This is a genomic window from Massilia sp. BGA-UO-ETr-WB1 (assembly GCF_059567845.1).
The window spans coordinates 385,122-410,840 of sequence record NZ_JCAQOT010000023.1 but is presented as its reverse complement, the minus strand read 5'-3'; the positions used below and the strand labels follow the sequence as shown (position 1 = coordinate 410,840).

Genomic DNA, 25,719 nt, shown 5'->3' with positions numbered 1-25,719 from the left:
CATCTTGATCCAAATCAATCTAGCTCAAGAAAGTGTCCATTTCTTCAAAGCAGCGTCGTCGCTGACGCGGGCGTCCACCCAGCGAGCGCCGTCCGGGGTTTGTTCCTTCTTCCAGAACGGCGCTTCGGTCTTCAGGTAGTCGATGATGAATTCGCAGGCGGCAAACGCTTCGCCGCGGTGGGCCGACGTCACCGCCACCAGCACGATCTGTTCGGTGGGCTTCAGCGGGCCGATGCGATGGATCACCAGCGCGCCGTAAATCGGCCAGCGCGCCTTCGCCTGTTCAATAATGGCCTCGATCGACTGTTCCGTCATGCCCGGATAGTGTTCGAGTTCCATTTCCGCCACGTCGGCGCCTTCGTTCAGGTCGCGCACGGTGCCGACAAAGGTGACTATACCGCCGACTTTGGCGTTCCCGGCGCGCAGTTGCGCCACTTCGGCGGCGACGTCGAAGTCGTCCGCCTGCACGCGCACATGGCCCATTGCCGCCTGCGTCACTTGGCCTCCGCGCCGATGCGGCGGAACAGCTGCTCGATGCGGGTGGCCGTGCGCGGGTCCGCCAGCGCCGGCATGGCGCACAGCTGCACGAACTGGGCCGCCTGCGTCATCGGCTTCTGGCCGGACTTGAGCGAGGACTGCAGCACCTCGACCTGCATTTTCAGGCGTTCGCGCGCGAACTCGGCGCCGCTGTCGACGCCGGCCACGATCTCCAGGCGCAGCACTTCCTGCAGCAGCTTGGCGCGCGCCGCCTCCAGCTGGGCCGCATAGGCGCTGCGCTTGCCCGGCTCGGCCGTGGCGGCCAGCGCGGCGGCGTAGCGGCTGTGCAGCGTGCGTTCGTATTCGTTCGGCAGCGGCGGCAAGGCTTTCCAGCGCGCCTCCCAGTCGGCGGCATCGATGGCGCCGTCGATGGCGCCGTCCGCGCTTGCATCCGCCCCTGCGGCCAGCGCGCTCTCCAGCGCCTGCGTCAGGCGCAGCTTGTCGCGCAGCGCGTTCGCCTGCGCGGCGCCGGCACGTTTGCGGATGGCATCGCCCTGCGCCTGCACGGCGGCGATGGCGGCCTTGTAGCGCGCCTCGATCTTCTGCTCGCTGGCGCGCGGCACCGCGCCGGACGCGTGCCACGCGGCGGCGGCGTCGCGCAAGGCCTTGGCGATGGCGGCCTGCTGGGCCTTGTCGTCGCCGCTGAAGGTGGCCTGCTCCAGCTGCGCGCAAATGGCTTCGCGGGCGTGCAGGTGGGCCTTGCGTTCGTGGTCGGCGGCGTGCGCAGATTCCTTGCGGGCGGCGAAGATGGCGTCGCACGCGGCGCGGAACCGCTGCCACAGCGCCTGCTCCTGCTTGCGCTCCAGCGGCAGCGCCTTGGCGTGCTCCTGCCAGCGTTCCTGCAGGATGCGCAGGGTGTCCAGCGTGTGGCGGTCGCTCGGGTTCAGCTTGGCGGTTTCCTCGATCAGCTGTTCGCGGCAGGCCACTTCGATGCTGCGCTGGTTCTCCAGCGGCGCCAGCAAGGCGTCCATGGCTTTGCCGAAGATGCCGTCCAGCTTCTTCTTTTCCTTGCGGTCGATGGCGCCCAGGCGGCCCCAGGCCTGGCGCAGGCGCTGCGAGGCGGCGGCCAGCGCCTTGAAGTCGGGCGTTTCCGATTCCGCCGCCTTCGCTTTCAACGCGTCGACTTCGGCGATCAGGGCTTGCGCCTTGGCGGCGTTGGTGTGGCGTTCGTCGGCCAGGTGCTTGAAGTGGGCGGCGGCGGGCGCGTAGGCGGCGGTGCAGGCGGCGTCGAAACGCTCCCACAGGCCTTTGGGCGCCGGGCCGGAGACCGAGTCCAGGCCTTTCCAGCGTTCGCGCATGCTGCCCACTTTTTTGGCCAGCTCGGCCATGGCGAGCTGCTGGCCTTGCAGGTCCTCGACGGATTTCACCAGTTCTTCGCGCGACACGTTGCCGCCCCAGCGCGCCCAGTCGCCCAGGCGTTTCAGGTCGGCGCGCACGTGGGCCAGGCGGTCGGCCTGGGCCGGCGTGAGACGGCCGGTCTTGATTTCCTTCAACGTTTTGTCGTGGTCGTTGGCAACGTGCAGCTGGCCTTCGGCCAGCGCCGCCTCCATGGCGTCCAGCGTGGCCATGAAGCGCTTGTTGGCTTCGCGCGCGGCTTCCTGCGCGGCAGGCGACAGGTCGCGCTGCCTGGCGGCCCCGCGCTCCGCGTGCTTGGCCGACGCGTGCGCTTCCGCGCCGCGCTGGCCCGCAGCGTGCGGCTCGCCGGCGTGCGCACCGGCCGGCTGAACGTCGGCGCCGCCCGCTGCGGCATGCGTGCCGGCGTCACTGGCCGCGCCGTTGGCAGAGCCGGCGCCGCCTACCGCCGCGTCGCCGCCGGCCGCGTCCACCGGGTTGCCGGCCGGGCTGCCGGCCGGCTGGGCGGCGGACTGTGTGGCGGACTGTGCTGCGAGGCGGGCTTCTTGCGCGGCAAGCTTGCCGCGCGCCTCGGCCATGGCGGTCTCGAAGTCACCCAGCAGATTGCGCGGCAGCGCGCCCTTCTCGGGGGCAGCCACGTGTTTGGCGTGTTCCGCGGCCAGCGCGTCGAGCTGGGCGGTATCGGCCCCGTCCGCCGCCAGGCGGCGCAAGGCGGCCAGCGCGTCGAGCGCGGCGCGCTGCAGGTTGACCTGGTCTTCCAGGCGCGCGGCCAGCGCGCTGCGCACGCCGTCGAATTCTTCGGCCAGCGCGGGCGTGGCGGCAATCACCTTCCACAGGCGGTCCAGCTCGGCTACTTGATTGGGAGTCAGTTTCTCGTCGGCCAGCAGCTTGCGCGCATTCGCAATGGCGGCCTCGGCCTGGCGCTGTTCGGCTTGCTGGTGGCGGATCGCGTCCAGGCGCGACTGCATCAGCTTGGCCACGCGGCGGTCGGTGTTGCGCATGGCCTGCTGCACCTTCTCCAGCGCCGGCTGCGACACCACGTGCGCGGCGGCGGCCAGGCGCACGTCGGCGAACTCGCTTTGCAAAATCAGCTCGACAGCGGCGGCCTCGTCCTCGGCCAGCGTCTTGGCCCGCTCGGCCTGCGCGGCGCGGCGCGACGCGGTCTGCTCAGCTTGGGCGGACGCGGCCACGGCGGCGGAGGCCTGCGCAGCATCGGGCTGCTGGCCGTTCGGCGCATCGCCGGGTCGCTTGAAGAGGAATTCGAACATGATGGGCTATCGCTGTTTCAAAACCGCCATGATAGCAAAGGAAGGCCATGCTCTGCCTCGACTGCACGAAAGCTAGTCCGCCAGGGCGCGGCTGGGGGGCCGCTGGCGGCGCGGACGGACCAGTTCGGACACCGGAATATTGGTGTCCAGCTCCTCGTCCGGCAGCACCAGGGGCAGCACGGCCAGCTCCGGCAGCAGCATCTCGTCCAGCTTGCCGCGCGGCCCGGCGGCGGGCTTTTCCACCAAGTGCAGCTGGCCGCCCTTGCAGCGGCGCGCTTCGGCCACATTGGCGTCGTGCAGCAGGAACTGGTTGGCGATGGCAAACCAGGCTTCGCCGCCGATCGCGGTGCGGGCCACGGCGAACAATTCTTTCTCTTCCTTGTCCAGCCGCTGCAGCAGCGATTCGCAGAAGGCGTCGATGGCGGCGCAGATGTCGTGCGCGCGCTGTTCGGACTCGTCTTTCGATTCGGCAACCTGTTGCTGCAGGGAGCGGATCACGCCCAGCGCCGTGTCGTTCAGGCGGTTGAGTTCATCCAGCAACTGGTTGGCTTGCTCGGTGGCCTGGCGGATCGCCGGTATCAGATACATTTCGATCTTGCGCCAATGGCAGGCCTGGTACAGCCGGTTCAGCGATTCGCACGCGAACTCGAGCTGCGACAAGGTCAAGCTGTTCTGGTTCAGCAGCGTGGACTGGACGTATTTCTGGAACGAAAGCAAACTGACGCGGATGTTGGCTTGCTCGACGGATAAAGCTACCAAAGTGTATGTGGCCGTTAACATTCTTACTCCAAGCTAAGATCACAAGAGCGACGAGGCGGAAGTAAAAGTGTAAATAATTGCGACGATCAGCACTTTGACATAGAACAAACTGTCCGGGTATTGATCAGGAGACTACGGTTGCAGCTTGAGATGTAAAATGGACATCCCGGCTTCCGGCGACGGACTGACCGAGCCGCCGAAGCGCCGGACCAGCTGCTGGACACCGCCATTTTCAGACAACGCTTCACCGACTATCGCCGCAGTGCCTCGGCTGCGGAAATAATCGATCAGCTTTTGAAACAGAATAGCGCCTAGCCCCATTCCCTTCAAGTCCGAACGTACCAAAATAGCAAATTCAGCGTGCTGATTATCCGGGTCTGCAACAGCGCGTACTACCCCTAGTGTTTCAGGCCTGCCCTCACCACCGATGCGTGTTGCAATGAAGGCCATGGCGCGGTCGTAATCGATCTGCGTGAGCCGCGCCAGCTGCGCCGGCTGCAATTCGCGCATGGCGGAAAAAAAGCGCAGGCGCACGTCGTCCGGTTCCAGCCTGGCAAAAAATTCGACATGCTGCGGGGCATCCTCCGGCCGGATCGGGCGCAGCGTCAGCGGTGCGCCGCGCCACAGCACTTCCTGCTCCAGTTCCTGCGGATAGGCGCGGATGGCCAGCCGGTAGCCGGCGCGCGGCGGGCCCAGCGCGATGCGCGCATCCAGCGCCAGCACGCCCTGCGCGTCCGCCAGCAGCGGGTTGAGGCTCAGGCTGGCCAATTCGCAGGTATCCGCCACCAGGTCGGACACCTGGATCAGCGCATGGCAGATGGCGTCGCTGTCGGCGGCCGGGCGCATGCGGGTACGCTCCAGCAAGTCGCGCGCCAGCACCATATTCAGCGGCGGCAGGCCGATGGCGCGGTGGCTGGCGCCGAAGTCCAGCCCGCCGCCCTCGCCGGCCGCGGCGTTGGCGCCGCCGGGACCGAAGCTGATCACCGGGCCGAAAGTGGCGTCGTCGTGCACCGTGATGGCCAGCTGCCGGGCATGGGCGGCAGCGCCAACGTCGGCGCCGCCGGGGCCGGCCATGCGGATGCCGTAGGCGGCCAGCACCGCGCGCGTCTCGTCGGCGTTCAGCGTTTGCCGGCCGGCGGCCACGGCGGCCGCCAGCACGGCGCGCGCGGCGGCGCGTTCCGGCTTGCCGCCGGGCGGCAGCTGCCCGGGCACTTCCATCAGCAGTTCCTGGTTGCGGCGGTACTGCACCGTCTGCATGAAGCCGCGCACCGCCTGTTCCGGCGTGTCGTAGGCCGGCAAGCCCGCGTCGGCGAACACGCGGCGCGCGCCGGCCACTGCCGCGCCCCCCAGCCAGCACGCCAGCACGTTCTTGCCCGAGCCGCGCGCCAGCGGCGCCAGCAGCCCGGCTATGCGGGCGGCGTCCACCCCGGTGGCCGGCGCATGGATCAGCAGCACCGCGTCCACCTGCGGCTCACGCAGCAGCGCCTCGAACACGGCCACGTATTGTTCCGGCGTGGCGGCCCCGCCCAGGTTGAGCGGGTTGTACGGCGCCCCCTCCGCCTGGCGCGCGCCCGCAGCGTCCGGCCCGGCGGACCGCGCGTCCCGCAGCAGCTTGATGGTGCCGGGCGACAGCGGCGCCAGCGTGCCGTCCGCGTAGGCCAGCGCGTCGGTGGCGATGGTGCCCAGCGCGCCGCCGTTGGCCACGATGGCCAGCCGCTCGCCGCGCAGCGCGCGCGCATGGGTCAGCGTTTCTGCCGCGTCGAACAGGTCTTCGGTGGAGTGCACGCGCAGCATGCCGGCGCGGCGGAAGGCGGCGTCGTAGGCCAGGTCGCTGCTGTCGCGCCCCGCCTTGAGCACGATCACCGGCTTGGCGCGCGCCGCCAGGCGCGCCGCCGACATGAATTTGCGCGCGCAGGCCAGGTTTTCCATATAGACCAGGATGGCCGCCGTGTCGGCGTCGTCGGCCAGGTAGTCGAGCAGGTCGCCCAGGTCGATGTCGGCGCGCTCGCCCAGCGAGGCGAACTTGGAAAAGCCGATGCCGTGCAGCCGCGCCCAGTCCAGCACGGCCGCCATCAGCGCGTCCGATTGCGAGATGAAAGCGATCTTGCCGGCCCGGGCGCCGCCCTCGGCCAGGCTGGCGTTCAAGCCGCTGTGCGGCGCCAGCAGGCCCACCCCGCCCGGCCCCAGGATGCGCAGCAGGTGCGGCTTGGCCGCCTCCAGCATGGCCTGGCGCACCGGCTTGCCGCCCATCCTGGCCTGGTCCAGTCCCTTGGTCAGCACCACGGCGGCGCGCGTGCCGCGCGCGCCCAGCTCAGCGATCAGCCCCGGCACGGTGGCCGGCGGGGTGCAGATGATGGCCAGGTCGGGCGCCTTCGGCAAGGCCGACACCTTGCCGTAGCAGCGCACGCCCAGCAGCTCGTCGTACTTGGGATTGACCGGCCACAACGCGCCCGCGTAGCCGGCGCCGGCCATATTGGCCAGCACCACCGTGCCCAGGCTGCCCGGCCGCAGCGACGCGCCGATCACCGCCACCGAGCCGGGGTCGAACAGGCTGTTGAAATTCCTGATGCTCATGTCCGTCCCCGTCCTGTCCCTGTCGTGTTTGCGCCCGCTACCAGCGGGAGGTATGGTCTTCGGTCACGCCCACCAGTTGCGTCACCATGCGTTTCGGCTGGTCCACGCTGCTGCGCACCCAGCCGCTGAACGTGCCTATCGGCTGCAGGTAGCGGCTGGCGGCCACCACCATGTTCTTGTCCTGGCGGCGCGCGCCCTCGGGCGTGAAGAACAGCTCCAGCAGGTCGTCTTCGGTGAAGATGTGCCAGCGCGCCAGCGGGTCGGCCTGGTCATAGATGAAATGCGCCGGGCCCAGCGCATGCACCTGGCCGTCCAGCCACAGCGCGTTCTCGTGGCCGCCGAAATAGCCGGCCTGCAGGTTGAACCCCAGTTCCAGATTATGCGCCGAGGCCCAGCGCCACGCCGTGTTGCGCGCCAGCAGACCGTTGGAATAGTCGAAACTGGCCACGCCGCCGGCCAGATCGTATTCGCCGCGCCACAGCTTCACCTGTCCCGTCAGCGGCATGCCGGACGACTTCTGCGTGGCGTGCACCGAGCCGTCCTTGACCGGGCCGCTGGCCAGCAGCAGCGGCGCGTTGCCGGGGCCGAACTCGGCGTCGATCACCAGGTAGGGGCAGTCCAGCTCCAGCTTGTAGCGGCCCTCGCCCAGCCCTTCGATGTTGATGTAGGTGCGCTTCACCTTGAAGGTGCTGCGGCCGTTGGCGTGCGCCGCCACCCGGGCCGAGGTGATGGGCAGGCCGTCCTGCGAGAAATTGGCCAGCATGTCGCCGTCGTCGCGGTCGAAGGCGTAGGCGAAGCAGGTGCTGATCCAGCCCAGGTCGACGATGGCCACCGCGCAGAACACCTGCTCGGTGGCCAGCGCCACGTAATGCCAGCGCTTGTGGTGGAAGCGGCGCCACAGGACATTGCGGGCGTGCGGGCCGGCCAGCGCGCTCCAGTCGAAGCCTGCGGCTTGGCCGGCGTAGCGGCCGAACAGCGGCTGGCCGTCGGCGCCGACCAAGCTGGCGGGGGCGGCGGGCAGCATCATGCGGCCTCCCTGCCCGACAGCGCGGACTGGCTGCCCAGCGCCGCCTGCAGCACGGCGGCAAAGCCGGGCGGCTCGCTGGCGCCGGCCCGCACCTGCGGGCAGCCGTGCCAGTTGGCGCAACGCTGCAGGGCCGCCGCCACGTCGCGCACGAAGCGCCCGCTGGTGCGCACGCCCGGCTCCAGCGCCAACGCCTTCAGCTCGAACACGCCGTCGCGCCGGTGCGCCTTGGCGTCCACCCGCCCCACCAGCGCGCCGCGGCGCAGGATGGGCAGCGTGAAGTAGCCGTAGCGGCGCTTGTCGGCCGGCGTGTAGCATTCCAGCCGGTAGTCGAAGTTGAACAGCTCCAGCGCGCGGCGGCGGTCCCACACCACCGGGTCGAACGGCGACAGGATAACCGTGGCGGTGGCCTCCAGTTCGCCCGCAGCGGCGCTGGCGGCCAGGCCGGCGTGGTCCGGGTGGATGTAGACCGGCTCGTCCCAGCCCTGCACGCGGGCGCGCAGCAGCGCGCCTTCGGCCACCAGCGTCTCCGGATCGAAGCGCGGCGGCTTGGTGCGGAAATAGTCGGCGATCCAGGAAGCCTTGGCCAGGCCCAGCGCCTTCACGGTTTTCAGCGCGAAGGTGCGGCGCGTGTCGTCCATGGCCGGCATGCGGCTGTCGTCCCAGCCGGGCAGCGCCCGCTCGAGCACGCGCTCGGCCAGGTCATACACGCGCTGGAAGTTGTGGCGCCGCGCGATCATCAGCCGGCCGGCCGTGAACAGCACCTCCAGCGAGCGCTTTTCCGGCTTCCATTGCCACCAGCCGCCGCTTTTGCCGTCGGTGCGCTCGAAATCAGAGGAGCGCGCCGGGCCATGCTCGCGGATGTGGGCCAGCACCGCCTCCACCTCGGCGCGCCGCTCGGCCATCCAGGTCACGGAATACTTCCAGCCCATGGAGCCGGGATCGATCATGCGGTGGCGGTACAAGCCGTAATCCTCCATCGGCACGAAACAGGCTTCGTGCGCCCAGTACTCGAACAGCGCGCCCTCGGCCAGCAGCTCCTCCAGCCACGCCTGCGGATAGTCGCCCAGGCGGCTCCACAGCACCAGGAACGGGCTGCGCGCCACCACGTGGATGGTGTCGATCTGCAGCACGCCCATTTGCCGGACCGCTTCCAGCACGTCGGCTTTCTGCGCCTTCCTGCGGCGCGGCTGCAACAGCCCCTGGGCCGCCAGATGCAGCGCGCGCGCGGCCGCCGGGCTGAATGTCAATTCGGTCAAAAACGTGGCCCTTCCATGGTTAAACCCAGCCCGCTATTCTAAAGAAGAAAGCGGGCTTTGTTACAGGCGCTGTCACGATTCATTGGTGTTTTATCACTTTTTCCTCCACCCCGGAATTTTTTGCCCCGTTTTGGCTTCGGCATGACCCCAAGCACCGGGTTTACGTGCAAAATACCCATGATGGAGACTGCGTTACCCCAGAGCCCCAAGGCGACCAATTGACAAGATCAGATAACCCAGTCCGACGCCTCCTGCGCAAAATGTACCGGGTGATATTGCTGCCCGCGTTTGCGCTTGGCTTGCTGGTATCGATGTGGGGCGCCGTGGCTTACCAGGTCGGCCAGGAATACCACAGCGCCCGCCACGAGGGCGTGCTGCACAGCCAGACCCTGGCCCGCACCCTGGCCGAACACACCAGCCACCTGCTGCGCCAGACCGAGCACGCCACCCAGCTGTTCAAACTCAAATACGAAGAAACCGGCGGCGCGCTGCGCCTGCCCGAGTTCACCCGCAAAGGCGGCCTGCTCGACTCGCTGATGCCGTCCCGCCTGGAGCTGCCGATCGCGCTGTATCTGCCGGACGGCACGCTGCTGGAAAGCCGCCACGGCTTCTTCAACCAGAGCATCGCCAACGAATCGGTGTTCAAGATGCTGATGCTGGCGCAGGACGACGCGGCGCTGGCTTCCAACCCCATGGTGGAACCGGTGACCAAGAAGTGGCAGATCCAGATCGCGCGGCGCCTGAACGACGCCAAGGGGCAGTTCGCCGGCGCGATCGTGCTGATGGTGGACCCGGCCTATTTCGTGGAGGACTACGACCGCCTGCACGTGGAACCGAACGGGCTGGTGATGCTGGTGAGCCGGGACACCGGCCTGGCCATCGGCCGCATCGAGGAACGCCTGTACATCACCGACAACATCGACTTCACCACCACCACCACCGACGCCTACGGCAGCGCCGACGAGCTGACCCTGAAGCAGCCGCTGGACGGCGTGGACCGCATCTACAGCTTCCGCGACCTGCCGCGCTACTCGCTGACGGCGGTGGTGGGCAACACGGTCACTTCGGCGATGGCCCGCTTCGAGCGCCAGCGCAGCATTTACTTCGTGCTGGCCGGCGTGGCCACCGTGCTGGTGGTCTGCTTCGCCGCGCTGCTGATGCAGCAAAGCGAACGCCTGCGGCGCAGCATGAACGCGGCCAACGAAGCCCAGCAAAAGCTGCGCGCGGCGGCCGACGCCAGCCTGGACGCGGTGTTCCTGCTCAAGGCCTGCCGTTCGCACGCGCGCGGCGACGTGGTCGACTTCACGCTGGTCGATGTGAACGAGCGCGGCGCGCGCATGCTGGAGCTGCCGCGCGACACGCTGCTGGGCCAGCGCATCGGCGAACTGGTGCCGATGTGGCGCACCGAAGGCTTTATCGACAAGTACCGCACGGTGATGGAAACCGGCCAGCCGCTCGAGGAGGAGTTCGAAACGCGCAACCGGCCCGGCGAGCCGCGCTGGCTGCGGCACCAGATCGTGGCGATCGACGACGGCGTCACCGTCACCACCCGCAACATCACCTCGCGCAAGCGCGACGAGCTGAAGATGCGGCAGAACCAGGCGGAGCTGGCGGCCGTCAACGACGCGTCTCCGCTGGGCCTGATCCGCGCCGACGCCAACGGCCATTGCACCTATGTGAACCGCACCTTCGAGGCCATCACCGGGCTGACGCGCGAACAGGCGCTGGGCGACGCCTGGATGGCGGGCGTGCATCCGACCGACCGCGACGTGCTGAACACGGCGCTGCGGCATCTGCGCGAAACCCTGCAGCCGTTCCAGGACACGCTGCGCTGCGTGCACCCGGACGGCACTATCGTGTGGACTTCGATGAAGGTGGCGCCCATCATCATCGACGGCAATATCGACGGCTTCGTGGGCACGCTGGACGACATTACCCTGATGCGCAAGTCGGTGATGGCGCTGCGCGAAAGCGAGGCGCGCCTGCGCACCATTGCCGACACGCTGCCGGCCATGATCGCCTATGTCGACGAGGAAGAGGTATACCGCTTCAACAACCTGGCCTACGAGCGCGAGTTCAGCCAGTCCGGCATCGAGGTGATGGGCAAGACCATCCGCGAAACGGTGGGCGAGGCGCGCTACCAGTACCTGCAGCCCTACATCCAGCGCGCGCTGGCCGGCGAGACCCTGTCCTTCGAGGAGGACGACGAAAGCCACGGCCTGCTGCGCAGCTTCGAAGTGATCTATATTCCGCAGTTCGACGAGGGCGGCTACAGCGTGGTCGGCTTCCACGTCATGCGGCAGGACATCACGGCGCAAAAACGCGAGAAACAGCGCCTGCTCAAGCTGTCGCAGATCGACGCCCTCACCGGCCTGACCAACCGCGCCGGCTTCCTGCAGGAGCTGAACAACGCCATGGCCGCCAGCCGCGACAACGGCACCATGATGGCGGTGATGTATATGGATATCGACCGTTTCAAGCCGGTCAACGACACCTACGGCCACAGCGTGGGCGACTCGCTGCTGAAGGTGTTCTCGGCGCGCCTGACGCACGCCATGCGCGCCAGCGACATCATCGCCCGCCTGGGCGGGGACGAATTCACCATCATCGTCGAACGCCTGGCGCGCAGCGAGGACGCGGAGAACCTGGCGGCCAAGATCGTCGCCACCATGCAGGCGCCGTTCGAGCTCGATGCGGCCACCGTGTCGGTATCGACCAGCATCGGCCTGACCTTCTACCAGGGCGAGGATGTCACCCCGGCCGAGTTGCTGAACCGGGCCGACATGCTGCTGTACCAGGCCAAGCAGGCCGGCCGCAACACCTACCGCGCAGGCGGCCCCATGCCCGCGCCGCAGGGCGCCGGCACGGCGATCAACGCCGCATAACCCGCCAATCGCACTTTGCGCTATATTGAGCGCTTTCCGCGTTTCCCTAACCTGGCAATACATGCGTCTGCTGCACACCTCCGACTGGCACCTGGGCCAGTCGCTCCACAATTTCGAGCGCACCTACGAGCACCAATGCTTCCTCGACTGGCTGCTGGACACCATCGTGGCCGAGCAGGCCGACGCCCTGCTGATCGCCGGCGACGTGTTCGACAACGCCAATCCCTCGTCCGCCTCGCAGCGCCAGCTGTACCGATTCCTGCAGCAGGCCAAGGCGCGCGCGCCGCAGCTGGACCTGATCGTCATCGCCGGCAATCATGACTCGCCGGGCCGCCTGGAAGCCCCCGGCCCGCTGCTCGAAGCACACGGCACGCAGGTGATCGGCAACGTGCCGCGCGGCGCCGACGGCAAGATCGAGGTAGAACGCCTGGTGCTGCCACTGACCGGCAAGAGCGGCGCGGTGGAAGCCTGGTGCCTGGCCATTCCCTTCCTGCGCCCCGGCGACGTGCCGCGCCCGGAGAGCGCCGCCGCCTCCGCCGACGCCGATGCCGAGCCTTCCGCCGCCGCCACGCCCGCACCCGACCCGTACCTGGCCGGCATCGCCCTGCTCTACCAGCAGGCCTTCGCCGTGGCGCAGGCCAGGCGCCAGCCCGGCCAGGCCATCGTCGCCATGGGCCACTGCCACATGGTGGACGGCCAGATGTCGAACGATTCCGAACGCCGCATCGTCATCGGCGGCACCGAGATGCTGCCCGCCGGGATCTTCGATCCGTCCATCGCCTACGCCGCGCTGGGCCATCTGCACCTGGCGCAATCGGTGGGCAAACAGGAGCGCATCCGCTACAGCGGCAGCCCGATTCCGCTGTCGTTCGCCGAGGTGGGGTACCGCCACCAGATCCTCCGGGTCGATATCGGCATCGGCGGCGGCGCCACCGCCGAGGTCAGTTCCATCGCCGTGCCGCGCGCCGTGGACCTGATGCGCGTACCGTCCAAGCCCGCGCCGCTGGAACTGGTGCTGGAAGAACTGGCCGCGCTGCCCGGCGAGACCGACCTGCCGCCCGACGCCCATCCCTTCCTCGAAGTGCGCGTGCTGCTGGACGCGCCGCAGCCCGGCATGCGCGCGCGCGTGGAAGCCGCGCTGGAAGGCAAGCCGGTGCGGCTGGCCAAAATCGAAACCTCCACGCCCAACCGCGCGCCCTCGCTGGACGACGCGGCCCTGACGCTGGACCAGCTGGGCAAGCTGCAGCCGGACGACATCTTCAAGCGCCTGTACCGGCAGCGTTTCGGCAACGAAGCCCCGGCCGAACAACTGAGCGCCTTTGCCGAGCTGATGCTGCCCGGCGCCTGAACAAAGAACACCTATGCGTATCCTGAGAATCGGCGGTAAAAACCTGGCCTCGCTGGCCGGGGAATTCAGTGTGGACTTCGAACAGGAGCCGCTGGCCTCCACCGGCCTGTTCGCCATCAGCGGCCCCACCGGCGCCGGCAAGAGCACCCTGCTGGACGCGCTGTGCCTGGCCCTGTACGACGCCACCCCGCGCCTGCTGAAGGCGCTGGGCCGCAGCATGCTGCCGGACGTGGGCGCCGAAACCGTCACCACCCAGGACACCCGCAACCTGCTGCGGCGCGGCGCCGCCGACGGCTATGCGGAAGTCGATTTCGTCGGCAGCGACAACCAGCGCTACCGCGCGCGCTGGAGCGTGCGCCGCTCGCGCAACAAGGCCGAAGGCGCGCTGCAGCCCACCGCCATGGGTCTGCAGCAACTGCCCGCGCTGCTGCCCGTGGGCGGCACCAAGACCGAGGTGAAGGCCGAAATCGAAAAGCGCATCGGCCTGTCGTTCGAACAGTTCACGCGCGCCGTGCTGCTGGCGCAAAACGAGTTCGCCACCTTCCTGAAAGCGGACGACAACGAGCGCGGCGAGCTGCTGGAAACGCTGACCGGCAGCGCCGTCTACAGCGAGATCTCGATGCGCGCCTTCGAGCGCGCCAAGCTGGAACTGGCGGCGCTGCAGCGCCTGACCGGCCGCCTGGCCGACCAGAAGCCGCTCAGCGGCGAGGAGCGCGCCGCGCTGGAAGCGCAAAACGCGGAAGCGGACGCCGTGGTGGCCGGAATGGACGCGCAAAAGGCGGTGCTGGAGCAGGAACTGCGCTGGCACCAGCAGGCGCAAAGGCTGGAGCAAAGCGAACTGCAGGCGCAACAGGCCTTGCAGGAGCGGCTGGCGGAAGCGGAAGCGGCGGCCCCGCGGCGCGCCGTACTGGAGAGGCTGGACGCCGTGCAGCCCGCCCGTCCGCTGGCCGGCGACGTCACGCGCATCGAAGACGAAATCACCGCAGCGCAAGCGGCGCTGGCGGCGCGCAAGCTGGAGTCGGAGCACGCGCTGCAGGCGCAAGCGCAGGCCGCCGCCTTGCTGCAGCAGTCCGAGGCGGCCGTGGCCGCCGCCGAAGCCGCGCAGCGCGACGCCGGGCCGCAGCTGGACCAGGCCAAGGCACTGGACGCCCGCATCGAAGCGGCGCTGCCCGCGCATCGCCAGGCCAGCGCCGCGCTGGAGGCGGCCAGCCAGGCCGACAAACTGGCGCGCGGCGCCCTGCAGAACAAGCAAAGCGAACACCGCCAGCTCACCGCCGCGCAGGAGCACGGCGCCGCGTGGCTGGCCCGCCACCAGCAATGGCAGGCGCTGGCCGAATCGTGGCAGAAGTGGGACGTGCTGTTCGTGCAGGCCGGCCAGGCCGCGTCGCAAGCCGAGAAGCACAGCCATGCGCTGGCGGTGGTGCAGCACCATGCGGCCCGGCACCGCGACGAGGAAGCGCGCGCCACGGCCAGCCTGGCCGGCGCCAGCGAACGCCTGCAGGCGCTGGAGGCGCAGCGCCAGCAAGCCATCGCCGCGCTGGCGCCGTTCGATGCGGACGCCATGCACGCCCGCCGCCGCGCGCTCGAACAGCGGCGCGACGCGCTCGTCACCGGCGAGAAGGCGTGGTTTGAACTGGACGCGCGCCGGCAGCGCATGGCGCAGCTGGACAGCGAGGCTGCGCAGCTGCAGCGCAGCAGGGAAGCCGCCGAGCAGACCTTGGCCGGCGCGCAGCAGCAGTACGCGCTGCTGATGTCCACCTTCGGCCAGGCCGAACGTTCGCTCAAGCTAGCGGAAGCGGCGTGCGCCGAAAGCGTGGAAAAGCTGCGCGCCACGCTGCAGGACGATGCGCCCTGCCCGGTCTGCGGCGCAGAGGAGCACCCTTACCGCCACGACGACGGCGCGCTCGCCGCCCTGCACGCCAGCCTGCAGGCTGAAGTGACGCGTTGCCGCGAGCAGCTGCAAAAGAACATCGAGCAGCAGACCTCCCAGCGCACCACGGCCGAGAACAGCATCGAACGCCTGGCCGTGCTGGCCACCGAGCAGCACGCGCTGGCAGAAGCCCTGGCCCGCGCCGGCGCCGCCTGGGACAGCCATCCGCTTGCCGCTGAAGCCATGGCCGCCGCCGCTGCCGCCATCCCGCCCGGCGGCGCAGCGCAGGACCTCGCCGTGTGGTTCGCTTCGGAACTGGAGTCCGCCCGGGACGCGCTGCAACAGATCGAGCAGCAGGAATTGGCCCTGCGCCGCGCCGGCGCCGCGCGCGACCTGGCGCAGCAAGCCTGCGACACCGCGTCCGCCGAACACGCGCGCCTGCACGCCACGGCGGCCGCCGCCCAATCCGCCCTGGCGCAATCGAACGCCGAGTTCCAGGCCCTGGAAGACAAGCGCATCGAGGTGGCGCTGCAGCTGAGCAGCCTGCTGGATGAGCTGGACTCCGCCTTCAGCAGCATCGACTTGCCCAACGAAGGCTGGAAAGACGAATGGAAAGCCGGCCCCGCGCGTTTCCACGAAGCGCGCCGCGCCGAAGCCAAGCAGTGGCAAACCCACCGCACCCAGCTCGACGAACGCGCGCCCGCCTTTGCCGCACTGGAGGCCGAACTGCACGCGCTGGCCGCCGCCCAGGGCAGGACCGGTTACGACGCCGACAACGCCCGCAACGCCTTCGGCGCCGCCGACGCGAGCCTGCGGGCGATGCAGGACCAGCGCATGGCGCTGTGGGGCGGCAAGGAAGTGCGCGACGTGGAAGCGCAGCTGCAGGCCGCCATCGGCGCGGCGCGAGCCCGCCATGCGGCCCAGCAGCAAGCCAGTCAGCAGGCCGCGCAGCAACACGCGCGCGCCGAGGAAGCCATTACCCAGTCGGCCGCCCGCATCACCGCCCTGCACGCCGCCGCCGAAACCGCCGCCGCCCGCCTGGCGGACTGGCTGGACGCCTACAACCGCGACCAATCCGCCCGCGCCGCCGGCCACGCCGCGCCACCAAGCGACGACCTGTTCGCCGCCCCGGGTGCGCCGGAAGCCGAGCCGCAGCCGCCCGCCGTCACGCTGGCGGAACTGCTCGCCCTGCTCGCCTGCCCGGCGGACGCCATCCGCATCGAGCGCGAAGCCTTGCAAGCGCTCGGCCACGCGGCCGCCACCGCCGCCACCGTGCTGGCAGAACGCCGGCTGCAGCGCCGCCAGCACAGCGACAGCGCCCCGGCTGGCAGCGCGCACACCATGGACACCCTGGCCCAGGCGCTGGACGCCCTGTCGGCCGAGCGCAAGCAGGCGCACGACCTGGCCGCCGCGCACCGCCTCGGCATCGCGCAGGACAACGACAAGCGCCAGCGGGCGCACGCCATGCTGGCGGAAATCGAACAACAGGAAGCGATCGAGCAGCGCTGGGCGCGCCTGAGTGAGCTGATCGGCTCGGCGGACGGCAAGAAATTCCGCAACTACGCCCAGCAATTCACGCTGGACGTGCTGCTGGGCTACGCCAACGCCCATCTGAGCCACCTGGCGCGGCGCTACCAGCTGGAACGCATCAACAACAGCAACGGCCCTTCGCTGGGCCTGCTGGTCCGCGACCAGGACATGGGCGGCGAAATGCGCTCCGTGCACTCGCTGTCCGGCGGCGAATCCTTCCTCGTTTCGCTGGCGCTCGCGCTGGGGCTCGCTTCGCTGTCGTCCAACCGCGTGCGGGTGGAATCGCTGTTCATCGACGAAGGCTTCGGCAGCCTGGACGCGGAAACCCTGCGCGTCGCCATGGACGCGCTGGACGGCCTGCAAGCCATGGGCCGCAAAGTCGGCGTCATCTCTCACGTACAGGAAATGACGGAAAGGATATCCACCCGCATCCTGGTGCAGCCTTCGGCGGGCGGAAAAAGCGTGGTATCAGTACAAGCTTCCTAGCGCTGCGGCACTTCGCCACGCTCCACTTTCACCATATCCCAGCCAAGTTCGCGCCGGATCTGCTGCGGGTCGGGCGGCGGACGGCGCTCCACCAGCTTGTTTTGCAGCCACTGGCGCACAGCTTCCTTGGTAGGTTGTTTCTTCTGATCCACAGCTAGCCTCTTTGAGCAACGTTCGGATATCTATTCAACGCGGGCCGTCCTATTCAGTTGACCGCGCGGGGCCGAATACAACACTTTGTTACGCTTTTTGCTAATATGGGATAACCATGAGCATCAGCGCCATCTCCCCGGCATCGAGTGCGGCCGCGCCAACCGGCGGGCAGGCCAGCGCGCCGGCCAGGGTGCAGCTCACGCCGGAACAACTGGCGCAAATCGACCAGCTCAAGCAACGCGACACCGAAGTGCGCCAGCACGAGATGGCCCACCTGTCCGCCGCCGGCGGCCTGGCCACCTCCGGCCCCAGCTACACTTACCAGCGCGGCCCCAACGGCGTGAACTACGCAGTCGGCGGCGAGGTCAGCATCGACACCTCGCCCGGCGCCACGCCGGAAGAGACCATCGCCCGCGCCCGCACCATCCAGGCCGCCGCGCTGGCGCCGGCCGAGCCGTCCGGCCAGGACCGCGCGGTGGCCGCCCGCGCCCAGCAGCTGGAGCAGCAGGCGCGCGCCGAACTGGAACAAGCCTACTCGCCCGCCGCAGCCGCCAGGCCCACGGTCGACGTCTACGCTTGAATCGTCCCGAATGCTAAAATCCTCCCCTTTCACATTCCCTTATCGCGAGCCTTACATGCTGAAAGCCCCCCGCACGCTGACGTTTAAATGCGTAAAATGCAACAAATCGGTCCAAGTTTTCCTGCAGAAAGTGTCGGCCTGCTCCCACATCCAGCCTTACCAGGGCATTTGCAAATGCGGCGAAGTGAAACGCCACGCCACCGGCCAGAAAGACGCCGTGCAATCGTATCTGGCCGCGCCCGAGGGCAGCTGGTCGCACCACCACTAAGCAAGTCGATTCAACGCGGGCGCTAAAGAAATCGGCATTCCTGCCGATAGAATAGGAAACCCGTTAATAGGTGCCGCAATGTCCACTCTTTCTCCTCTGAGCTCTCGCCAGTTCCAGCCCGCCAGCTTGCCTGTTGCCAATCAGCAAACAGACAAGAACTTGCGCTCTGGCAATTCTTCTCTGATGGAGAAGGCACAGAACGATCTGGTGTCGCTGTCCAAGAACGGTATCGACCTGCAGCAGCGCGTCGAATCGCTGGGCAATTCCACCGTGGACCTGGCGCAAAACCTGCTCGGCAGCTTTGCCCAGCAGCTGTTCGGCGACGCCGGCAAAGGCGCCACCGTATCGTTCGACTCGGTCAGCCTGGAAACCTCGTCCAGCTTCGCCGCCGGCGTGCAGCAGAGCCAGAGCGCGAACGGCGCCACCCGCGCGGCCGCCTTCAGCCTGAACGAAAGCTCGCACTTCATCGGCAAGGGCACCATCACCACCGCCGATGGCCGCAGTTTCGACTTTGAAGTCGAAGTGCAGTACGAATACTCGCTGGAAGCGGCCGCCAGCCAGACCACCTCCGGCGCCGGCAATGGCGACGCCGGCAAACCGCGCTCTGCAGCCGACCCGTTGCCGGCCGTGGAATTCCCGGACATCAAGTTCCCGGGCAGCCTGCAAGACCTGTTCCGCCTGTTCGACAAGCCGCTCAAGACCGACGTGGTACAAGAGAACAAGGACCAGCCTGGCGAGCAGCAAAAGTTGGGCACCCTGTCGCTGCGCCTGCTCAACCTGGTCAACAGCAGCGAACTGCTGGACACCTACGGCCAGCAGAACGGCAAGTCCAAGGCCGTGGCGCACGCTTACGGCACGCAGGAAACGCCGGTGCCGACCCTGGCCAAAATGCCGGGCAGCGTGCCGGAAGCCGCAGCCGCGCTGGCAGCGGCGCAACCGCCCGCCTCTGCACCGACACCGGCGCCGGCCGAACCTGCCCCGGCCGAGCCTGCCCCGGCAGAGGCCGCTCCTGCCGAGCCGCAGCAGACCACCGCCTGAGCCGTCATGCCCTGGCGCGGGCCGCCCAGCGCGGGCCGCGTATAATAGATCCCCTATACAGAACCGCCGCCCTCACGCGGCGGTTCTGCCGTTTACTTACAGATTGAAGATTTTATGACCGCAGCCACTCCCGAAGCACAATTCATCCACTGGACCGAAAACGGCGAGGACCGCTCGGCCCGCTGGCGCTCGGAGAGCGGCATGGCGCCGCCCAAGCGCGTCATCATCGCCGACGACACCACCAACGCCGACACCGCCTACCGCCTGGCGTGCGAAGGCACGGCCTTGCTGTGGAAAGGCGACTTCCAGAACGCGCGCCAGCTGCTGCAAGCGGTGGCCCGCCGCGCCGACCACAAGGGCGGCAAAGGAAAAAAGGCCAAGGCGCCCAAGGTCCCGGCCACGCCCACCGAAGCGTTCCACCTGCACCGCCAGGCGCAGTCGCAGCGCGGCCGCACCCTGGCCATGCTGCTGATTCCGTTCGAAGCCGACTACAGCATTCCGCTGCGCCGCGCGCCGGACGTGAAGCTGGCCTGCAACGAAGCCTACGGCCGTGGCGAGGAAGCGTTCGCCATGTCGCTGCGCGAACTACTGGGCGTGATCGGCGCGCACGAATGGCGCCGCAACGGCGTGGAGATTCCCGCGCTGGGCGAGCGCATCCACCCGCACTACGGCGTGTTCTCGCCGGTGCGCGGCGAATACGTGGCGCTGGTGAACGAAGCGCCCCTGCCGAAGAACGCCAAGCTGGCGTTCGACATCGGCGTCGGCACCGGCGTGCTGTCGGCGGTGCTGGCGCGGCGCGGCATCGAGCGCGTGGTGGCCACCGACCAGGACCAGCGCGCCCTGAGCTGCGCGCGCGAGAACCTGCAGCGCCTGGACCTGAACCAGCAGGTGGAACTGGTGAAAGCCAATCTGTTCCCCGAAGGCCGCGCGCCGCTGGTGGTGTGCAACCCGCCGTGGGTGCCGGCCCGTCCCAGCTCGCCGATCGAGCACGCCGTCTACGACCCGGACAGCGGCATGCTGCGCGGCTTCCTCGGCGGCCTGAAGGAACACCTGACGCCGGGCGGCGAAGGCTGGCTGATCCTGTCCGACCTGGCCGAGCACCTGGGCTTGCGCCCGCGCGAGCAGTTGATGGAGTGGATCGCCGCCGCCGGCCTGACAGTGGTGGAGCGCCACGACGTGCGCCCGACGCATCCGCGCGCCGCCGACGCAACGGACCCGCTGCATGCGGCCCGCGCCGCCGAGGTCACTTCGCTGTGGCGCCTGGCGGCGGCATAAACAGCAAGGGTAAATGACAGGCTTCAAAATTTGCCCTTGCGGAATGAAACAGGCTTGTATATAATTCGGGCCTCAGACGCGGGGTGGAGCAGTCTGGCAGCTCGTCGGGCTCATAACCCGAAGGTCACAGGTTCAAATCCTGTCCCCGCAACCAGATTCAAAAAGCCGTTGATTTCGAAAGGAATCAGCGGCTTTTTCCATTGCAGGCCGACTACCGGAGAAGCAGGCTTCGCCACCGTGTTCATCGTCCGCCACCTGGCCGCGTAAGGAGCAGCGCATGCATCTCCTGATGGCGCTGATCGCGGGCCTGCTGTTCGGCCTGGGCCTGATCGTCTCCGGCATGACCAACCCGGCCAAGGTGACCGGCTTCCTGGACCTGGCCGGCCGCTGGGACCCGTCGCTGGTCTTCGTCATGGGCGGCGCCATCGGCGCGGGCCTGGTGGCGTTCCGGCTGGCGGGCAAGCGCAGCACCGCGCTGCTGGGCGGGCCGATGCGCCTGCCCGCCGCCGGCCGCATCGACCGCAGGCTGGTGCTCGGCAGCCTGGCCTTTGGCGTCGGCTGGGGCCTGGCCGGCTACTGCCCCGGCCCCGCACTGGCGTCGCTGGCCAGCGGCGGCAGCAAGCCGCTGATCTTCACGGCGGCCATGCTGGCCGGCATGGCGATTTTCGAATTGCTGGAGCGAAAGAAAGGCTGATCTCCTATCTCGCGCCGCCGGGTCAAACGAGGCGCTAACATGCAAGTTGGAAATTACGGCTAGCTATGCAAAGGAGACGGCGATGACGCTGGCGACGGACCAAAAGCTCGATACGCACGGCTTGTCGGCTGCGTCCAAGGCTTTGCTCACCATACGCGACGAGGTCCTGGACCACTGGGAACGCGCGGTGCGCGAGCAGGTCGCGGGCGCGCGCGACGTGGCCGGCCCGGTGCTGATCAACACCCTGCCGGCCTTCTTCGACAACCTGGCCGAGGCCATCACGCCCAGCTACCCCAGGGCCAATGCCACCAGCCACAACAACGCGGCAGCCGTCCATGGCGGCGAGCGCGCCCGCACCACCAACTTCAAGCCGGACCAGATCGTCCACGAATACCAGCTGTTCAAGCAGGCCGTGCTCAGCGTTGCGCAGGCGCACGGGATCGAGCTTAGCGCCGACGAGCGCGCCTCGGTCGAGCATTCGGTCGATTGCGCGGCGCGCGAGTCGATCCGCGAATTTACCGCCATGCACGAAGACATGCGCCAGCGGCTGGCAGCCAGCCTGTCGCACGACATGCGCTCGCCGCTGGCGGTGATCGCCAACGCCGCCCAGCTGATCGGCATGTCCTCCGACCTGGGCGGGGCGCATGCGATGTCGGCCAAGATCGCGGCCAACGCCAGGCGGCTGGAACAGATGATGGAGGAACTGCTGGACGCGCTGACCTTCGAGCGCACGGCCAAACTGCCGCTGTCGCTGTCGCTGTTCGACATGCACGAACTGGCGCAGTCGGTGCAGCAGGAGTTCAACAGCCTGCGCCCCGGCACGGTGGAAGTGGCCGGCGGCAGCGTGATGGGCTACTGGTGCCGGAACTCCATGTGCCGCGCGCTGGAAAACCTGTTGGTGAATGCCTTCAAGTACGGCGACGGCAAGACCATCCGCATCAACGTCGATGAGACGCGAGGCCGGCTCATCCTGTCGGTCCACAATACCGGCACCCCCATTCCGGCAGACCAGCACAGCCGCATTTTCGGCTACCTGCGGCGCGAAAGCGGCGCCGACAAGGCGGGCTGGGGCATCGGCCTGCCGTTCGTGCGCGCGGTGGCGGAAAGCCATGGCGGCAGCGCCGCAGTCGACAGTTCCGCCGCCGCCGGCACCACCTTCATGATCGACGTACTGGTGGACTGCCGGGCTGCCGAGTAATTCCTGTCAACTCATCCTTGTTAAAGAATCAGCGGCTTTTTCAAGCGGCGGTGATAAACTTTGCCGCTTGAAAATCTTTCTTCAGGAGCCGCGCGTGAGCGACAACGATAACCACCCCGCCAACCTCTCGCGCCGCCGCATCTTCCAGGCCGCCGCCGCAACCGGCCTTGCCACCGCCGTGCCGGGCATCGCCGGCGCCGCGCCCGCCAAGAAACCTGCCGCCGGCTCGCTGGATGCCAAGCTCAAGGCGCACGTGAAGAACGTGGTTGTCATCTACCTGGAGAACCGCAGCTTCAACAACCTGTTCGCCGACTTCCCCGGCCTGGCCTCGCCCATGCCCACCACCCTGTCCGCCGACCAGGTGCAGAAAGACTACAACGGCTCGGTGCTGCCTACGCTGCCGAAGATCTGGGGCGGCATGGTGCCGCAGTCGCAAACTATAGGCGGCAAGACTTACGAGATCAAGGAAGAGCAGATCAAGGACTTGCCGAACGCGCCCTTCAAGCTGACCAACACAGACGGCAAGCCGCTGCCCGAGTCCGTCATCACGCGCGACCTGTGGCATCTGTTCTACCAGAACCAGATGCAGATCAACGGCGGCAAGAACGACGGCTTCGTCGCCTGGGGCAACACCGGCGGCATGGTGATGGGCTACTACGGCGAAACCGCCAAGACCCTGGGCCTGCACCAGCTGGCGCGCCAGTACACGCTGTGCGACAACTTCTTCATGGCGGCCTTCGGCGGCTCCTATATGAACCACCAGTTCCTGATCAGCGGCCGCCCCGCCGAGTTCCCCAACGCGGCCAACAGCGCCGCCAAGAAGAAGATCGCGGTGCTGGCCGACGGCCCCACCGGCTCGCGCCTGGCGGTGGCGGAAGACAGCCCCGCCTCCGCGCTGGACGGCAAGCCGAAATACGTCAACGACGGCGCCATCACGCCGGACGGCTACATCGTCAACACCATGGCGCCGCCGTACCAGCCGAGCTGGATCAAACCGGTCCCCGGCGGCGACCCGAACCTGGCCAACCCGGACGAGGCCTACTACCAGCCGCCGCAAAGCTACGACACCATCGGCGACCTGCTGTCGCGCAAGGGCGTGAGCTGGGCCTGGTACGGCGGCGCCTGGCAGGCGGCGCTGGACGCCAACGGCGGCGGCCCCAAGCCGAACTTCCAGTACCACCACCAGCCGTTCAACTACTTCACGCAGTTCGCGCCCGGCACCGCCGCGCGCGCCGAGCACCTGCGCGACGGCGGCCTGGGCGACAGCCCGATGTCGAACAAGTTCCTGGCGGACGCGGTGGCCGGCAAGCTGCCGGCGGTGACGTTCTACAAGCCGCAAGGCAATTTGAACCTGCACGCGGGCTACTCGGACATCGAGTCCGGCGACCAGCACATCACCAACATCATCGCCCACCTGCAGAAGTCGCCGCAGTGGAAGGACATGGTGGTGGTGATCACCTTCGACGAGAACGGCGGCTGGTGGGACCACGTGGCGCCGCCCAAGGGCGACCGCTGGGGGCCGGGTTCGCGCGTTCCGGCCATGGTGGTGTCGCCGTACGCCAAGAAAGGCGCGGTCGACCACACCTTCTACGACACCACCTCCATCATGCGCTTCCTGACCCGCCTGCACGGCTTGCCGCTGTTGGAAGGCCTGAAGACGCGCAACGAAGCCTTCGCCGCGCGCGGCGCCACACCGCCGGGCGACCTGACAGGGACGCTGAGTTTCAGGTAACGGCGCGCCAAGTTTCCACTAAGCTACTATACCCCCCACGGCGGCATGGCTTTGTGATACACTGCGTGCCGCTTTAAATATTTGAGCCCGACTGCTGCAGCCGGGCTTTTGTTTTTGAGATGAGAGACAAAAAAGACAACGCGACCTTCGACCTGCCTGGCTTCGCGCCGGCCGCGCCGATGGAGCCGGAGCCCAAGCGCCCGCCTCCACCGCGCGTGCGTCGTGCCGCCTTGAAACAGGAACAGCTCGAACTGCTGGAGGCGACCGACAATAGCGGCCTGCCGGTCTGGCAGCGCGAAGAAGGCCTGGACGTGACCGGCCTGCCGGTCTGGCGTCCGAACTAAGTCTCTGCACGTCCGCTGTGAGCGGACACCGCTTGCGCGCAGCCGCAGCGGCTCCCTGGAGCCTGCTAGACTGTGCGCACTTCCCCACTTTTTTACCGGGTCCGCCACCATGAGTTCTGATTCCTTCCACAGCCTGCCGCTGACGCCTGCCTTCCTGGCCAACCTCGACATCCTCGGCTACACCACCATGACCGGCATCCAGGCCCAGAGCCTGCCGTCGGTGCTGGAAGGACGCGACCTGATCGCCCAGGCCAAGACCGGCAGCGGCAAGACCGCCGCCTTCGGCATCGGCATGCTGAGCAAGCTGAACCCGGCCTGGTTCGCCACCCAGGGCCTGGTGCTGTGCCCGACGCGCGAGCTGGCCGACCAGGTCGCCAATGAACTGCGCCGCCTGGCGCGCGGCGTGGGCAACGTGAAGATCCTGGTGCTGACCGGCGGCTCGCCGATGCGTCCGCAGATCGCCTCGCTCGAGCACGGCGCCCACATCGTGGTCGGCACGCCCGGCCGCGTGCGCGACCACCTGGGCCGCCAGACCCTGGACCTGTCCACCGTCAACACCCTGGTGCTGGACGAAGCGGACCGCATGACCGACATGGGCTTCTACGACGAGATCGCCGGCATCGTGTCGGCCTGCCCGAAGCGCCGCCAGACCCTGCTGTTCTCGGCCACCTACCCGGACGACATCCGCGTGGCCACCGAAGCCTTCCTGGCCGACCCGGTGGAAGTGACGGTGCAGGCGCAGCACGACAACAGCAAGATCGAGCAGCGCTTCTATGAAGTGGGCTTCGACGACCGCGACAAGGCGGTCGGCAAGCTGCTCAAGCACTACCAGCCGGCCTCGGCCATCGCCTTCTGCAACACCAAGGTGCACTGCCGCGAACTGGTGGAGTCGCTGCGCGCGGAAGGCTTCACGGCGCTGGCGCTGTACGGCGAACTGGAGCAGCGCGAGCGCGACGAGATCCTGGTGCTGTTCTCGAACCGCAGCGCCACCGTGCTGGTGGCCACCGACGTGGCCGCGCGCGGCCTGGACATCGCCAACCTGGAAGCGGTGATCAACGTGGACGTGTCGAAAGACACCGAAGTGCACATCCACCGCATCGGCCGCACCGGCCGCGGCGACGAGCGCGGCCTGGCATTGTCGCTGTGCGCGCCGAACGAGAAGAAGTGGGTCAAGCTGATCGAGGAATACCAGGGCGCGGCCGTGGAATGGCACTCGATCAAGGAGCTGCCGGACGACGAGTACGCGCAGGGCGACCCGGCGCCGTTCATGACCTTGTGCATCCTGGCCGGCAAGAAGGACAAGCTGCGTCCGGGCGACGTGCTGGGCGCGCTGACCGGCGACGCCGGCCTGGCCAAGGAGCAAGTGGGCAAGATCAACGTGTTCGAGTTCCAGACCTATGTGGCGATCGACCGCCGCGTGGCCTACGAGGCCTTCGACCGCCTGGCCAAGGGCAGCCGCGAAGGCGCCGACTTCGGCAGCTTCAAGGGCCGCAACTTCAAGATGCGCTTTATCGAAGTCTAAAGCGGCGAAGTCTAAAGCGGCG

General features: G+C 68.1%; 19 protein-coding genes and 1 tRNA gene. 13 read left to right on the top strand and 7 right to left on the bottom strand.

The features are described 5' to 3' along the window. Nucleotides 1–24: 24 nt before the first annotated feature. From moaE to AC56DV_RS10395, 6 genes are all read right to left on the bottom strand, one after another. On the bottom strand, nt 25–483 hold the full coding sequence (moaE, locus tag AC56DV_RS10420) for a molybdopterin synthase catalytic subunit MoaE (protein WP_496314716.1): 459 nt from the start codon (nt 481–483) through the stop codon (nt 25–27). Nucleotides 484–494: 11 nt separating this feature from the next. Then, nucleotides 495–3,158: a DUF349 domain-containing protein gene (locus tag AC56DV_RS10415; RefSeq protein ID WP_496314207.1), complete on the bottom strand. Its 2,664-nt coding sequence runs from the start codon at nt 3,156–3,158 to the stop codon at nt 495–497. A 72-nt stretch (nt 3,159–3,230) separates the two neighbouring features. Further along, entirely contained in the window at nt 3,231–3,938 is a 708-nt protein-coding gene (locus AC56DV_RS10410; protein ID WP_496314206.1) for a hemerythrin domain-containing protein, read from the bottom strand. Between the two features lie 111 nt (nt 3,939–4,049). Next, entirely contained in the window at nt 4,050–6,491 is a 2,442-nt protein-coding gene (locus AC56DV_RS10405) for a bifunctional acetate--CoA ligase family protein/GNAT family N-acetyltransferase (RefSeq protein WP_496314205.1), read from the bottom strand. A gap of 37 nt (nt 6,492–6,528) precedes the next feature. Continuing rightward, nucleotides 6,529–7,518, bottom strand: coding sequence for a DUF2804 domain-containing protein (locus AC56DV_RS10400; RefSeq protein ID WP_496314204.1), 990 nt, complete (start codon nt 7,516–7,518; stop codon nt 6,529–6,531). After that, complete coding sequence (locus AC56DV_RS10395) at nt 7,515–8,774, bottom strand: winged helix-turn-helix domain-containing protein (RefSeq protein ID WP_496314203.1); 1,260 nt, start codon at nt 8,772–8,774, stop codon at nt 7,515–7,517. Before AC56DV_RS10395 ends, AC56DV_RS10400 begins: the two co-directional genes overlap by 4 nt. A gap of 260 nt (nt 8,775–9,034) precedes the next feature. Here AC56DV_RS10395 and AC56DV_RS10390 point away from each other — a divergent pair, with 260 nt between their 5' ends. The 3 genes from AC56DV_RS10390 to AC56DV_RS10380 all read left to right on the top strand — a co-directional run bounded on the left by AC56DV_RS10390 (nt 9,035) and on the right by AC56DV_RS10380 (nt 16,893). Continuing rightward, the gene (locus AC56DV_RS10390; RefSeq protein WP_496314202.1) at nt 9,035–11,659 is read left to right on the top strand and encodes a sensor domain-containing diguanylate cyclase; all 2,625 of its coding nucleotides are present in this window, start codon (nt 9,035–9,037) and stop codon (nt 11,657–11,659) included. Nucleotides 11,660–11,720: 61 nt separating this feature from the next. After that, nucleotides 11,721–13,007 carry an exonuclease SbcCD subunit D C-terminal domain-containing protein gene (locus AC56DV_RS10385; RefSeq protein ID WP_496314201.1) on the top strand — a complete coding sequence of 429 codons (1,287 nt, stop codon included), beginning with the start codon at nt 11,721–11,723 and terminating at the stop codon, nt 13,005–13,007. A 13-nt stretch (nt 13,008–13,020) separates the two neighbouring features. Further along, nucleotides 13,021–16,893 (top strand): AAA family ATPase, encoded by a 3,873-nt coding sequence (locus AC56DV_RS10380; protein WP_496314200.1) that lies wholly within the window; start codon nt 13,021–13,023, stop codon nt 16,891–16,893. On the opposite strand, the gene AC56DV_RS10375 is transcribed toward AC56DV_RS10380, so the two are convergent. After that, entirely contained in the window at nt 16,890–17,045 is a 156-nt protein-coding gene (locus AC56DV_RS10375) for a hypothetical protein (protein WP_496314199.1), read from the bottom strand. The two genes, AC56DV_RS10380 and AC56DV_RS10375, sit on opposite strands and share 4 nt — an antisense overlap. Nucleotides 17,046–17,161: 116 nt before the next feature. On the opposite strand from AC56DV_RS10375, the gene AC56DV_RS10370 reads away from it, so the two are divergent. The 10 genes from AC56DV_RS10370 (at nt 17,162) to dbpA (ending at nt 25,697) form a co-directional block, all read left to right on the top strand. Further along, the gene (locus AC56DV_RS10370; RefSeq protein ID WP_496314198.1) at nt 17,162–17,626 is read left to right on the top strand and encodes a putative metalloprotease CJM1_0395 family protein; all 465 of its coding nucleotides are present in this window, start codon (nt 17,162–17,164) and stop codon (nt 17,624–17,626) included. Nucleotides 17,627–17,681: 55 nt separating this feature from the next. Further along, nucleotides 17,682–17,894, top strand: a complete 213-nt coding sequence (locus AC56DV_RS10365) for a hypothetical protein (RefSeq protein ID WP_496314197.1) — start codon at nt 17,682–17,684, stop codon at nt 17,892–17,894. Nucleotides 17,895–18,077: 183 nt separating this feature from the next. Continuing rightward, the gene (locus AC56DV_RS10360; RefSeq protein ID WP_496314196.1) at nt 18,078–18,932 is read left to right on the top strand and encodes a hypothetical protein; all 855 of its coding nucleotides are present in this window, start codon (nt 18,078–18,080) and stop codon (nt 18,930–18,932) included. Between the two features lie 114 nt (nt 18,933–19,046). Beyond that, complete coding sequence (locus tag AC56DV_RS10355) at nt 19,047–20,207, top strand: methyltransferase (protein ID WP_496314195.1); 1,161 nt, start codon at nt 19,047–19,049, stop codon at nt 20,205–20,207. 77 nt (nt 20,208–20,284) lie between these two features. Continuing rightward, a tRNA-Met gene (locus tag AC56DV_RS10350) sits at nt 20,285–20,361 on the top strand. Between the two features lie 123 nt (nt 20,362–20,484). Then, nucleotides 20,485–20,901, top strand: coding sequence for a YeeE/YedE family protein (locus AC56DV_RS10345; protein WP_496314194.1), 417 nt, complete (start codon nt 20,485–20,487; stop codon nt 20,899–20,901). Nucleotides 20,902–20,983: 82 nt separating this feature from the next. Next, on the top strand, nt 20,984–22,099 hold the full coding sequence (locus AC56DV_RS10340) for a sensor histidine kinase (protein WP_496314193.1): 1,116 nt from the start codon (nt 20,984–20,986) through the stop codon (nt 22,097–22,099). A gap of 94 nt (nt 22,100–22,193) precedes the next feature. Beyond that, nucleotides 22,194–23,831, top strand: a complete 1,638-nt coding sequence (locus tag AC56DV_RS10335; protein ID WP_496314192.1) for an acid phosphatase — start codon at nt 22,194–22,196, stop codon at nt 23,829–23,831. A gap of 119 nt (nt 23,832–23,950) precedes the next feature. Next, complete coding sequence (locus AC56DV_RS10330) at nt 23,951–24,175, top strand: hypothetical protein (protein WP_496314191.1); 225 nt, start codon at nt 23,951–23,953, stop codon at nt 24,173–24,175. A 109-nt stretch (nt 24,176–24,284) separates the two neighbouring features. Beyond that, a complete protein-coding gene (gene dbpA / locus AC56DV_RS10325) occupies nt 24,285–25,697 on the top strand; it encodes an ATP-dependent RNA helicase DbpA (RefSeq protein ID WP_496314190.1) in 1,413 nt (470 codons plus the stop codon). Nucleotides 25,698–25,719 lie beyond the last annotated feature (22 nt).